Genomic DNA, 12907 nt, shown 5'->3' with positions numbered 1-12907 from the left:
CCCCCGTCCCACCTGCCCCACCGGGTCCGTCCAGACCCTGCTCCCCCACCGTGACCGCCGTTCCTCCCGGGACGGCGGTCACGGTCGTCCCGGGGTCTGCCGATGCCACCTGGTACGCCGCAGTTCCGCTGCTGACCAGGGCAGACGGTTCCTGCACCGAATTGTCGACAAGGGCATGAAGAGCCATTCTCCATGCCTCGTCGAACCATTCTGGAAAGGCGGGCGAATTCCGTTCCACTCACCTACAGGTGGACCGGAGGGCGCCGAAACAGCCATCACCGGACGGGGCAGGCCCGCACGGCGCACCAAGGGAAGAGGCAGGCGTGGAAGGTCTGGACGACATCGTCGAGGAGTTCCTCGTGGAGAGCCACGAGAACCTGGACCAGCTGGACCAGGACCTCGTCGCCCTGGAGCAGGACCCACGGTCGCGGGACCGGCTCTCGAGCATCTTCCGCACGATCCACACCATCAAGGGCACCAGCGGCTTCCTCGCCTTCAACCGGCTCGAGGAGGTCGCGCACGTCGGGGAGAACCTGCTGTCCCGGCTCCGCGACGGTGCGCTGGACCTGACCCCCTCGCGCACCAGCGCGCTGCTGATGATGACCGACATCATCCGGGCGCTGCTGGCCGCCATCGAGGCCACCGGCGGTGAGGGCACCGTCGAGGTCGCCGAGACCGTCGTGGTGCTCGCCGCAGCCCTCGAGGACGTCCCCACCCCCGCGGTCGAGACCGCCGTCGTCGCCGAGGCGGAGGCCGTCGTGGCCGCCGAGGCCGTGGTCGAGGCCGCCGAGGCGCCCGCCCCGGCGAAGCCCGCCAAGCGGGCACCGGCCAAGCGCGCCTCCCGCGCCAAGGCAGCCGTCCCGTCCCCGGCGCCGGTCCCCGCCCTGGAGACCGTCGCCGCCCCCGTGGTCGAGGCGCCGCAGGCAGCCCCGGCCCCGGTCGCCCCGGCCCCCGCCGCTGCCGTCGCCGTCACGCCGCCCCCGGCTGCCGCAGCGCCGGCCGCCTCCCTCGCCCCCGAGCCGGGCACGCCCGAGGCCGGCCCCAAGGCCCGCGGCGTCGCCGACAGCACCATCCGGGTCGACGTCGACCTGCTGGACAACCTGATGCTGCTCGTCGGGGAGCTGGTGCTCACCCGCAACCAGATCGTCCAGTACGTGGGCCGGCAGAACGACCAGGACCTGGTCCGCGCCTCGCAGCGGCTCAACCTCATCGCCAGCGAGCTGCAGGAGAGCGCGATGAAGACGCGCATGCAGCCCATCGACCACATCTGGTCCAAGCTCCCCCGCGTCGTCCGCGACCTCGGTCTCCAGTTGTCGAAGAACATCCGGCTGGAGATGGAGGGCAAGGACACCGAGCTCGACAAGACCCTGCTCGAGGCGGTCAAGGACCCCTTGACCCACCTGGTGCGCAACTCCGTCGACCACGGCATCGAGTCCACCGCCGACCGGATCGCCGCCGGCAAGTCCCCCGAGGGCGTGCTGACGCTGCGCTCGCGGCACGAGAGCGGCCAGGTCGTGGTCGAGGTCGCCGACGACGGCGCGGGCATCGACCCGGCCAAGATCGGCCGGAGTGCGGTGAACAAGGGCCTCCTCACGCCCGAGGCCGTGGCCCGGATGAGCCCGCAGGACCTGCTGAACATGATCTTCGCCCCCGGCTTCTCCACCGCTGCCGCCGTCACCAACGTCTCCGGCCGCGGGGTCGGCATGGACGTGGTCAAGACCAACATCGAGGGCATCGGCGGCACCATCGAGGTCGAGTCGGTCGTGGGCAGGGGCACCTGCATGCGGCTGCGCATCCCGCTGACCCTCGCGATCGTCCCGGCGCTGACCATCGAGTGCGCCGGCGACCGCTACGCCATCCCGCAGATCAGCCTGCAGGAGCTCGTCGCCCTGGACGCCGAGAAGGCCTCCGCCGCGGTCGAGGAGGTCGGCGGCGCGTCGGTCTACCGGCTCCGCGGCGAGCTGCTCCCCCTCGTCCGGCTGGCCGACGTCCTGGGCCTGCCCTCGGACCGGCACGACGGCCACGTCGTCATCGCCGTCCTCCGCTCGGAGGGGCGCCGCTTCGGCCTGGTGGTCGACCGCGTCATCAACACCGAGGAGATCGTCGTCAAGGCGGTCAGCAGCCAGCTCAAGGCGATCGGCCTGTACTCCGGGGCCACCGTGCTCGGTGACGGCGCCGTGGCGCTCATCCTCGACGTCCAGGCGCTGGCCCGCCGGGCGCTGCGGGCCGAGTCGGCCGACCGGCAGGAGACCCGCGCCGCGATCACCGCGGCCGTCGCGACCCAGGAGCGGCAGCGGATGCTGCTGGCCGCCATCGGTGGCGGCCGCCGGGTCGCCATCCCGCTGGACACCGTCACCCGCCTCGAGCAGGTGCGCAGCGAGACCGTCGAGCGGGTCGGGTCGCGGGAGGTCGTGCAGTACCGCGGCGCGATCCTGCCGATCGTCCGGCTCGACCGGCACCTGGGCGCCTTCGGCGCCGACGACCGGGAGACCCTCGAGGTCATCGTCTACGCCGACCACGGCCGCAGCGTGGCCATCGTGGTCGAGGAGATCCTCGACATCGTCGACGGCGAGGCCTCGGTGCACAGCGACATCGACGACCTGGGCCTGCTGGGCTCGGCCGTCATCGGCGACCGGGTCACCGAGCTGCTCGACGTGCGGGCCGCGATCCTCGCCGCCGACCCCGCCTTCTACAACCCGGTGCCCGGCATGCCCGGCCCCGACGCCTTCGCCGCCCTCGACGGCGCCGGCTCCCACCTGATGGAGGTCTGACGTGAGCACCGCCACCGACGCACGCACCGTGCCCGTCACCAGCCAGCTGGCCACCTTCTGGCTCGACGGCGACCTCTACGGCGTGGAGGTCGAGCACGTCCAGGAGGTGCTGCGCAGCCAGAGCATCACCCGGGTGCCGCTGGCCCCGCCGGCCGTCGCCGGGCTGATCAACCTGCGCGGCCAGGTCGTCACCGCGATCGAGCTGCGCGAGCGGCTGGGCCGCCCGGCCCGCCCGGCCGGCGAGCAGCCCGTCGTGATCGTCGTCCGGCTGCACGGGGAGGCCGTGAGCCTGCTCGTCGACAGCATCGCCGACGTCGTCGACGTCAACGTGCGGGACTTCGAGGCGCCGCCGGACACCCTCGACGGCTCGGCCCGCGACCTGATCCGCGGCGCCTACAAGCTCTCCGGCCAGCTGCTGCTGTCCCTGGACGTCAACCGGGCCGTCGGCACCTGACGAAGGACCCCCTCGCCCCCCACGCCACGCTCCGCGCGGCGCGGGGCCCTGCGAGGGGGCCGGACCGGGGCCGGGACCGCCGGCCCCGGCGCACCACCCCTGCACCACTCCCCCGCTGCCGCGACCGGCACCGGGGGCGCACGTCCCCCCGACCCGACAGCGGCCGTACGAGCCACCCAGCCAGCCAGGAGCCCGACCATGAGCAACGCCGCATCCCCCTCCCGGCGGTCCGGGTGGTTCCTCGACCGCCCCCTGGGCGTCAAGATCGGCGCGGTCCTGGCCCTGCTGATCGTGGTCGTGGCCGGCACCAACGTGCTGTCGATCTCCAGGATGCGGTCGATGAACGCCGTCCAGGAGGAGATCTTCGACGAGAACCTGCGGCCGCTGAACTCCCTGGCCGCCATGCAGCGGGCCGTCTCGGCCTACCGCTCGCGGGTGCTCCAGTACCCGGTCTACACCGTCGCCGACCGGCCCAAGATCACCCAGGAGGCGCAGGGCAAGCTCGACGACCTGAAGGCCGCGTCCGCCGAGTACACCCCCTTCATCGTCGACCAGACCGCCGCCGCGACGTTCCAGACCGCCTTCCAGCAGCTGGTCGAGATCAACCGGACCCAGCTCGTGCCGGCCGCCGACGCCGGTGACCTGCTCACCTTCGGGCGCGTCTACAAGGACGTCGCCGCCCCGGTCGTCAGCGACTTCTCCCAGGCGCTCGAGGACGAGGGCGTGGCACAGGCCGCGCAGGCCCAGACCCGCAACGACGAGGCGGCTGCGGCCGTCGACCGTGCCGTGTTCCTCGTCGTGCTCACGGCGGTCGTCGGCGTGCTCCTCGCCGGTCTGCTGGGCCTGTTCGTGATCCGCCGGATGCTGGGCACCGTCCGCTCGGTGCAGGCGTCGGTCCAGGCGATGGCCACCGGCGACCTGACCGTGGTGCCCCAGGTCCGCGACCAGGACGAGATCGGCCAGATGGCCGCCTCGCTGGCCGACGCCCAGGGCAGCCTGCGCTCGGTGATGGCCTCGGTCGTCGCCTCCTCCGACGCGGTCGCCGCCGCCTCCGAGCAGCTGTCGGCCACCTCGGCCCAGATCTCCTCCTCGGCCCAGGAGACCTCCGCCCAGTCCGGGGTCGTCTCGGCCGCTGCCGACGAGGTCTCCCGCAACGTCGCCACCGTCGCCGCGGGTGCCGAGGAGATGGGCGCCTCCATCCGGGAGATCAGCCAGAACGCCAACGAGGCCGCCCGGGTCGCCGCCCAGGCCGTCGCCGAGGCCGAGACCACCAACGCCACCGTCGTGAAGCTGGGCGACTCCTCCCGCGAGATCGGCAACGTCGTCAAGGTGATCACCTCGATCGCGGAGCAGACGAACCTGCTGGCGCTCAACGCCACCATCGAGGCCGCCCGGGCGGGTGAGGCCGGCAAGGGCTTCGCCGTGGTCGCCAACGAGGTCAAGGAGCTGGCCCAGGCCACCGCCCGGGCCACCGAGGACATCACCCGCCGGGTCGAGACCATCCAGGGCGACACCAGCGGCGCCGTCACCGCGATCGGCCGGATCTCGGAGATCATCGGCTCGATCAACGACTTCCAGCTCACCATCGCCAGCGCGGTCGAGGAGCAGACGGCCACCACCAACGAGATGTCCCGGTCGGTCCAGGAGGCCGCCGGCGGTTCGACGGAGATCGCCACCAACATCACCGGCGTCTCCACGGCCGCCGCCTCCACCACCGAGGCCCTGGGGCAGACCCGGCAGGCCGTCGACGAGCTGTCCCGGATGGCCAGCGACCTGCGCACCACGGTGTCCCGCTTCTCGTACTGACGAACGACCCCGGACGACCCCTGCGGCCGTCACTCCGTCCCCTTCCCCGGGCGGAGTGGCGGCCGCGGTCGTGTGTACAGCGCACTGGTCGGAATGGTCGACGGGATTGTCGACAAAGGGGTCCACCGAGCCGGTCCCCGACCATTCTGGATGTGGTCCGCGACACGGTCGGGAAACCGGTAACGCCTGTTCTCGCATGCTCCACCCTGGTGCCGGGGAGAGACCTGGCGACCGTGCGGTGAACGACGGACGACAGCACTCCCGCACTCCCCCGAGGTCCACCGCGGACCCGGGCACGTCGTCGTCCTGGAGAACCGCCATGAGCTCCTCTGCACCGTCCGGTCCGCTCGCCTGGTTCGCCGGGCGTCGACTCGCCGTCAAGTTCGGCGTCCTGCTCGGCGTCGTCGTCCTCGCCTTCGGCGCGCTGCTCGCCAGCCTGCTGACCGCCAACGCGACCGTGCGCGAGGCGAGCGCCGCCCGCTCGGCCGTCGGCGCGGCCGAGGCCGCCGTCCTGCAGCTGGACACCCGGGCCAGCGAGCTCAAGGTGGACGCCCTCAAGTCGCTGGTCGGCCCCGACCCGGCCGCCCTGCGGGCCGACGTGCAGGACGACGTCGCAACCACCGACGGCCTCCTCGAGGAGCTCGCCGCCGTGCCGCTCACCGGCGACGCCGCCACCGCGGCCGGCGCCCTGGACGGCTCCTTCGCCACCTACACCGCCGCGATCGGCGCGTTCGTCGACTCCGCGGTCGCCGACCAGGCCACCGCCCGGCTGCGCGCGCAGGACGTCCAGGCCGCCAACGACGTCTCCGACGCCGCGGTGAGCACCGCCAAGGACGTCCTGGACGCCGCCTCCGCCGCCGCGGACCTCGAGGTGGGGGCCGCGATCGACCGCGCGACCCGCCTCGGGCTGCTCACCGCCGCCGCGGGCCTGCTGGTCGTCGCCGGCATCTGCCTGCTCACCCACCGGTCGCTGGCCCGCCCGATCGGTCGCGTGCAGGCCGCGCTGGCCGCGATGGCCACCGGTGACCTCACGGTGGACTCGCAGGTGACCGCCGGCGACGAGGTGGGCCGGATGGCCGCCGAGCTGCGCACCGCACAGCAGCACCTGCGCGCCGTGGTCGCCGCTGTCGCGGCGTCCTCCGAGGCGGTCGCCGCGGCGTCGGAGGAGCTGTCGGCCTCGGCGGCGGAGATCTCCGCCTCGGCGGACGAGACCTCCACGCAGTCCGGGGTCGTCGCCACCGCAGCCGAGGAGGTGTCCCGGAACGTGGCGACGGTGGCGGCGGGCGCCGACGAGATGGGCTCGGCGATCCGGGAGATCAGCCAGAGCGTCAACGAGGCCACCCGGGTCGCGGCGCAGGCCGTCACCGACGCGGAGGCCACGACCGCGACCATCGAGCAGCTGGGCACCTCCAGCAAGGAGATCGGCGCGGTGGTCAAGGCCATCACCAGCATCGCCGAGCAGACCAACCTGCTGGCGCTGAACGCCACGATCGAGGCGGCGCGGGCCGGTGAGGCGGGCAAGGGCTTCGCGGTCGTCGCCAACGAGGTCAAGGAGCTGGCCCAGGAGACCGCCCGGGCGACGGAGGACATCGCCCGCCGGGTGGAGGCGATCCAGGCCGACACGTCCCGTGCGGTCGCGGCCATCGGTGGGATCTCCGGGGTGATCGGGCAGATCAACGACTTCCAGCTCACCATCGCCAGCGCCGTGGAGGAGCAGACGGCCACCACCAGCGAGATGTCCCGGTCGGTGCAGGAGGCCGCCGGCGGCTCGGTGGAGATCGCCACCACCATCACCGGCGTCTCCGCGGCCGCGTCGGCGACCACCTCGGCGCTGGGCCAGACCCGGCTCGCCGTCGACGAGCTGTCCCGGATGGCCAGCGACCTCCGCGGCAGCATCGCGACCTTCACGTACTGACCGACGTCGTCGACCATTCCCGGACTTGTCGACAAGGACGCCATCGGGACCGGTGGCCCGCCATTCAGCCCCCTTTCCGTCCCCTTTCTCCGACACGCGCACAGCAACCGCACAGGCGGTCCTGCGATCGGACACGATCCATTCCGGTAACGGCGGGAACAGCATCTCGGCCGGTCCCGGTCACCCCACCCACCCGAACGACCCTGGAGAGACCCATGTCCCTGACCCCGAACGCACGCCCCGTCTCCTGGTGGGGTGACCGCTCCGTGCGGACGAAGGTGCTCGCCTCGGCGGGGGTGGCCGGCCTCGTGGCGGCCGGCATCGGGCTGAGCGGCCTGATGGCCCTGGGCGACGCGGCCGGGGCCGCCGACGAGCTCTACGACGACAACCTGCAGGGGGTCGCCGCGGCCGCGGACCTCGACGGCCTGGTCGGCGACCTGCGGGTCAACATCCGCGACACCATCCTGGGCGCGGACCCCGCGGCTGCGGTCGCGAGGATCGACGCGCTGGCCGCCGACTTCGCCGCCGCCACCGACACCTACCGCGCCGAGACGGCCAGCCCCGACACCCGGGCCACGCTGGACGAGATCACGACCTCGATGGAGGCCTACGTCGCGCTGCAGAAGAACGTGCTGGTCCCGCTGGCCCAGCGACAGGACCTCGCCGGCTGGATCGCCACCAACAGCACCCAGTCCGCGCCGATCGTCGAGAAGGTGGACGCCGACATCCAGGCGTTGCGGGACCAGGAGCAGGCCGAGGGCGAGCAGGCGGTCGCCGAGACGCGCAGCAGCTACCGCACCCAGCGCACGGTCGCCATCCTGCTCATGGTCGCCGGGATCGGCACCTCGCTGGGCCTGGGCTGGTTCGTGGCCGCCGGCATCGCCCGCGCCACGCGCCGGGTCAAGGACGTCGTCGACGGGCTGGCCGCCGGTGACCTCACCCGCAGCAGCGGGCTGACCACCCGCGACGAGCTCGGCGAGATGGGCCAGGCGCTGGACACCGCGGTCGGTGAGCTCCGGACGGTGATGAGCGCGGTCGCTGCCTCCTCCGACGCGGTCGCCGCGGCCTCGGAGGAGCTGTCGGCCTCCGCCGCGCAGATCTCGGCCTCGGCCGAGGAGACCTCCACGCAGTCCGGGGTCGTCTCCACCGCTGCCGAGGAGGTCTCCCGGAACGTCGCCACGGTGGCCGCCGGGGCCGACGAGATGGGCTCGGCGATCCGGGAGATCAGCCAGAGCGTCAACGAGGCCACCCGGGTGGCCTCCCAGGCGGTGACCGAGGCGCAGACGACGACGGCGACCATCCAGGCGCTGGGCACCTCGAGCCAGGAGATCGGCGCGGTGGTCAAGACCATCACCTCGATCGCGGAGCAGACGAACCTGCTGGCCCTGAACGCCACGATCGAGGCCGCGCGGGCCGGTGAGGCGGGCAAGGGCTTCGCGGTGGTGGCCAACGAGGTCAAGGAGCTGGCGCAGGAGACGGCGCGGGCGACGGAGGACATCGCCCGGCGGGTGGAGGCGATCCAGGCCGACACGACGCGGGCGGTGGCCGCGATCGGTGGGATCTCCGGGGTGATCGGGCAGATCAACGACTTCCAGCTGACCATCGCCAGCGCGGTCGAGGAGCAGACGGCGACCACCAGCGAGATGTCCCGGTCGGTCCAGGAGGCCGCCGGCGGCTCCACCGAGATCGCCACCACCATCACCGGCGTCTCCACGGCCGCCGCCTCCACCACCCAGGCCCTGGGGCAGACCCGGCTGGCCGTGGACGAGCTGTCCCGGATGGCCAGCGACCTGCGGGGGAGCGTGGCCCGCTTCACCTACTGACGGACACCTCTGCGAGCCCGGGACGGGCCGGCGGGAGGTGCTGACCAGCGGCCGTCGCACCCTGCGGGGTGCGGCGGCCGCTGCCGTGTGTCGACACGTCGTCCCGGCCGGACGGTGACCGGTCTTTCTGCAGGTCCAGGCGGCGACACGCCGACGCGGAACGGTTCGGCGGCGGGCCTGCTGCCCGACGATTCCCCTCTCTCGCCGGCCAGCCCGGCACCACCCGCCCAGGAGGCAGCACCGTGAGCGCACGATCCCTTCTCGCCCGGCTCCGCGTCCGCGGCATCCTGGGGAAGATCCTGTCGGCCGTGGCCGTGGCGGTCCTCGTCGCCGTGGGGGTGGGCCTCGTCGGGCTCACCAGCCTCCGCTCGTCGGCCGACGCGACCGAGAGCATGTACCGCGACGAGCTGGTCGGCACCGCCGACGTGGAGGCCGTGCGGGCCGAGCTCTACGCGCTGCGCCTGTCCGCGGTGAACTACGCGGTCGCCACCGACTCCGCCGACCGGCAGCAGTACATGGGCGACCGGCAGCAGGCCTTCAACCTGCTGGCCCGCGCCGCCTCGCACTACCTCGCCACCCACCCGAAGGCGCAGAGCCGGGAGCTGATCGACAGCGCGCTGGCGGGCGTCAACCAGTACAAGGCGGCCCTCCCGGCACTCGACAAGCTGGCCGACGGCGGCGACCTCGTGGCCTGGGCGGCCATGCGCGACACGGTGGTGGCCCCGATCGCCGCCGACATCGTCACCGACCTGGACCAGCTGGCCACGCTGCGCCAGGACAACGCCGCGGCCAGCGCCGCCGCGGCCAGCGCCGCCTACGACCACACCCGCTGGGTCCTGCTCGGCGCGGTCCTGGCCGGTGCCGCGATCGCCCTGACCGTCGGGGTCCTCATCGCCCGCCGGATCACCGCCGGCCTGCGCCGCGTCCAGCACGCCGCCGAGGGCCTGGCCACCGGCGACCTGACCCGCACCGCCGACGTCCGCTCCCGGGACGAGGTGGGCGCGACGGCCGCGGCGCTGGACGGCGCGATGACCGAGCTGCGGTCGGTCATGACCTCGGTGGTCGCCTCCGCCGACGCGGTCGCGGCCTCCGCGGAGGAGCTGTCGGCGTCCGCCGCGCAGATCTCCGGGTCGGCGCAGGAGACCTCGGCCCAGTCCGGGGTGGTGTCGGCTGCTGCCGAGGAGGTCTCCCGCAACGTCGCGACGGTGGCCGCCGGTGCGGAGGAGATGGGCGCCTCCATCCGGGAGATCAGCCAGAACGCCAACGAGGCCGCCCGGGTCGCCGCCCAGGCGGTGGGGGAGGCCGAGAGCACCACGGCCACCATCACCCAGCTGGGGGCCAGCTCCAAGGAGATCGGCGCGGTGGTCAAGACCATCACCAGCATCGCCGAGCAGACCAACCTGCTGGCGCTCAACGCCACCATCGAGGCCGCGCGGGCCGGGGAGGCCGGCAAGGGGTTCGCCGTCGTCGCCAACGAGGTCAAGGAGCTGGCGCAGGAGACCGCCAAGGCGACCGAGGACATCGCCCGCCGGGTGGAGGCGATCCAGGCCGACACCGGCCGGGCCATCGCGGCCATCGGCGGCATCTCCGGGGTCATCGGGCAGATCAACGACTTCCAGCTGACCATCGCCAGCGCGGTCGAGGAGCAGACGGCGACCACCAGCGAGATGTCCCGGTCGGTGCAGGAGGCGGCCAGCGGGTCCACCGAGATCGCCACCAACATCACCGGCGTCTCGACGGCGGCCTCGGCGACCACCTCGGCGCTGGGGCAGACCCGGATGGCAGTCGACGAGCTGTCCCGGATGGCCAGCGACCTGCGGGGGAGCGTCACCCGGTTCACCTTCTGAGGCAGCGCCCCCGCCGTCCCCCGGACCGGGCGGCGGGGGCCACGGGCCGGGGGACGAGCTCCCGGTCCAGCTCGGACACGGACGTCACCCGACCGGTTTACGTTGTAAACAGAGAGGGTCTAGGCTTCCCGGCCGTGGACCTGGACGAGCTCGCGCGGCTGACCTCCGACTTCGGGGACGCCGTCGACGAGCTGAACGACGCCGCGAGGCGCGCCGGTCAGGACGTGCCCGGGGTGCCCCTGCAGCTGCAGCCCGGCCCCGACCCGCTGCGGGCCCGGGCCGGTCGGGTGCTCGCACTGCAGGAGGAGATCGTGGCCCTGCTCGGCGTCCCCGGCGACCAGCTGGTGGCGCTGCAGACGGTCACCGTCGGGCTGGTCGTCCCGCCCAGCGTCTGGCAGGTGTCCGCCGGCGAGCGCGGCATGGTCCGCGACCGGGCACGCGCCGCGCTCGACCGGGCCGCCGCGCGGCTGGGCCTGGTCGTGGTGACCGAGCCCGGCGAGACGGTGGCCGAGGACGAGCGGGGCGGCGTCGTCCTGACCCTGACCGCGGGTGGCCGCCCCCGCTGAGCTCAGCCGTCGGCGGGGTCCGGGCCGACGGTCGGGGGCACGACGCGGGGGCCGGCCACGGCCGGGCGCGGGCGGTCCTGGCGGTGCAGCCGGATGGCGACGAGGGCGACGTCGTCCTCCGGCGTGGTGTCGACCAGCTGGTCGATGAGCCGGTCGCACAGCTCGTCCAGCGGCCGGTCGGCCAGCCGGGCCGCGGCTGCCCGGAGCTGGTCCATGCCGTCGTCGAGGACCGAGCCGCGACGCTCGATCAGCCCGTCGGTGTAGAGCAGCACGGTGGTCTCGCGGTCCAGGCTGATCACCGACTCGGTGCGGTGCGCGGTGGCGTCGACGCCCAGCATGAGGTCGCCCCGCCAGGTGGCCAGCTCGGCGACCGTGCCGTCGGGGTGGATCACCAGCGGTGGCGGGTGCCCGGCGTTGGCCCAGCGCATCCGGGTGACGCCGCGGGCGAGGTCGTCCGCGTTCTGCTCGAAGCGGGCCAGGGCGACCGTGGCGTAGGTGTGCAGCTGCAGCTGGGTCATCGCCGCGTCGAGCTGACCGAGGAGCGCCGCGGGACCGGCGTTGCCGGTCACAGCGATGCCGCGCAGCATGCTGCGCAGCTGGCCCATGGAGGCGGCCGCCGCGGTGTCGTGCCCGACGACGTCCCCGATCACCAGGGTGGTCGCGCCGTCGGGCTGCACGAAGGCGTCGTACCAGTCGCCGCCCACCCGGGCAGCCTGGGCCGCGGGCAGGTAGCGCACCACGATCTGGGCGTGGTCGGGCTCCGGCGGGGCGGTGAGCATGCTGCGCTGCAGCTCCTCGGCCAGCCGGCGCTGCTGCTCGTACAGCCGGGCGTTGTCCAGTGCCAGGCCGGCCCGGTCGGCGACCTCGGCCGCGGTCGCGACGTCGGCCGGGTCGACGGCGCGGTGCCGGTCGTGGCCCAGCGTCAGCGCGCCCAGTACGTGGTCGGGGCCCCGGATCGGCAGCACCGTGAGCGTCTCGGGGTCCAGCAGCCGCAGCATCTCCCGCGCGACGCCGGTGGCCACGGCGCCCAGCGCCGGGCCGGTCAGCTCGGGGCCGGAGACCGTGACCGGGGCGCCGGTGGTGACCGCCCGCAGCAACGGCGCGGTGGCGGGGGAGGACTCCAGGGCGGCGGCCGCGTGCCGGCGCACCAGCGGGGTCCGGCCGGGGTCGGCGTGCCAGCCCCCGGCGTCGGTCAGGGTGCCGTCCTCGCCGAGCAGGGTGACCGTGGCCCAGCTGGCCAGCGCCGGGACGAGCAGCCGGCTGATGCGCCCGACGGCGGTCGGGGCGTCGAGGGTCCCGACCAGCTCGTCGCTGACGCGGGCGAGCAGGGCCAGCCGTTCGACGGCCGCCCGGCGTGCGGTCACCTCGGTGAAGTAGAGCCACAGCCCCTGCGCGGTGGGCACCGCGTGCACCTCGAACCACTGGTTGAACGGCTCGGGGTAGAAGGCCTCGACCGTCTGCGGCTGCCGCTGGGCGACCGCGGCGCGGTAGGCGCGGCCGAAGTCGTTGTCCACGTTGGCCGGGAACACGTCCCAGTAGGAGCGGCCGAGCAGCTCCTCGCGGGGCATGCCGAGCTGGAGCTCTGCGGCGGCGTTGAGGAACCGGATCGTCCACTCGGTGTCCAGCTCGATCAGACCGATCGGCATCGTCTCCAGCGTCTGCGCGTCGGCGTCCGCCTCGTCGCCGTCCGTCCGCCACCAGCGGGCCATGCACCGTCCTCACGTC

The 12907-nt window shown here is 73.7% G+C and carries 8 protein-coding genes; 7 read left to right on the top strand and 1 reads right to left on the bottom strand.

Annotated elements, in window-relative coordinates:
* Positions 1 to 323: 323 nt before the first annotated feature.
* The 7 genes from KUM42_RS10040 to KUM42_RS10010 all read left to right on the top strand — a co-directional run bounded on the left by KUM42_RS10040 (position 324) and on the right by KUM42_RS10010 (position 11182).
* Entirely contained in the window at positions 324 to 2771 is a 2448-nt protein-coding gene (locus KUM42_RS10040; RefSeq protein WP_237491874.1) for a chemotaxis protein CheA, read from the top strand.
* 1 nt (position 2772) lies between these two features.
* Entirely contained in the window at positions 2773 to 3225 is a 453-nt protein-coding gene (locus tag KUM42_RS10035) for a chemotaxis protein CheW (RefSeq protein ID WP_237491872.1), read from the top strand.
* A gap of 198 nt (positions 3226 to 3423) precedes the next feature.
* Entirely contained in the window at positions 3424 to 5031 is a 1608-nt protein-coding gene (locus KUM42_RS10030; protein ID WP_237491869.1) for a methyl-accepting chemotaxis protein, read from the top strand.
* 319 nt (positions 5032 to 5350) lie between these two features.
* Positions 5351 to 6946: a methyl-accepting chemotaxis protein gene (locus KUM42_RS10025; protein WP_237491867.1), complete on the top strand. Its 1596-nt coding sequence runs from the start codon at positions 5351 to 5353 to the stop codon at positions 6944 to 6946.
* Between the two features lie 215 nt (positions 6947 to 7161).
* Entirely contained in the window at positions 7162 to 8769 is a 1608-nt protein-coding gene (locus KUM42_RS10020) for a methyl-accepting chemotaxis protein (RefSeq protein ID WP_237491866.1), read from the top strand.
* Positions 8770 to 9011: 242 nt separating this feature from the next.
* Positions 9012 to 10616, top strand: coding sequence for a methyl-accepting chemotaxis protein (locus tag KUM42_RS10015; protein ID WP_237491864.1), 1605 nt, complete (start codon positions 9012 to 9014; stop codon positions 10614 to 10616).
* Positions 10617 to 10750: 134 nt separating this feature from the next.
* Complete coding sequence (locus KUM42_RS10010) at positions 10751 to 11182, top strand: hypothetical protein (RefSeq protein ID WP_237491862.1); 432 nt, start codon at positions 10751 to 10753, stop codon at positions 11180 to 11182.
* Positions 11183 to 11184: 2 nt separating this feature from the next.
* Here the strand turns inward: KUM42_RS10010 and KUM42_RS10005 are convergent, their stop codons facing one another.
* Positions 11185 to 12891: a SpoIIE family protein phosphatase gene (locus tag KUM42_RS10005; protein ID WP_237491860.1), complete on the bottom strand. Its 1707-nt coding sequence runs from the start codon at positions 12889 to 12891 to the stop codon at positions 11185 to 11187.
* Between the last annotated feature and the right edge of the window lie 16 nt (positions 12892 to 12907).

It is taken from the genome of Modestobacter sp. L9-4 (assembly GCF_019112525.1).
Taxonomy (GTDB): Bacteria; Actinomycetota; Actinomycetes; order Mycobacteriales; family Geodermatophilaceae; genus Modestobacter.
The sequence above is the reverse complement of the archived record's forward strand: the minus strand, read 5'-3'. Positions and strand labels throughout refer to the sequence as shown.

Bases quoted from the DNA above. Each gene is read 5' to 3' on its own strand.
- KUM42_RS10030 (WP_237491869.1), top strand. From the start codon at position 3,424: ATGAGCAACGCCGCATCCCCCTCCCGGCGGTCCGGGTGGTTCCTCGAC.
- KUM42_RS10025 (WP_237491867.1), top strand. From the start codon at position 5,351: ATGAGCTCCTCTGCACCGTCCGGTCCGCTCGCCTGGTTCGCCGGGCGT.
- KUM42_RS10020 (WP_237491866.1), top strand. From the start codon at position 7,162: ATGTCCCTGACCCCGAACGCACGCCCCGTCTCCTGGTGGGGTGACCGC.
- KUM42_RS10005 (WP_237491860.1), bottom strand. From the start codon at position 12,891: ATGGCCCGCTGGTGGCGGACGGACGGCGACGAGGCGGACGCCGACGCG.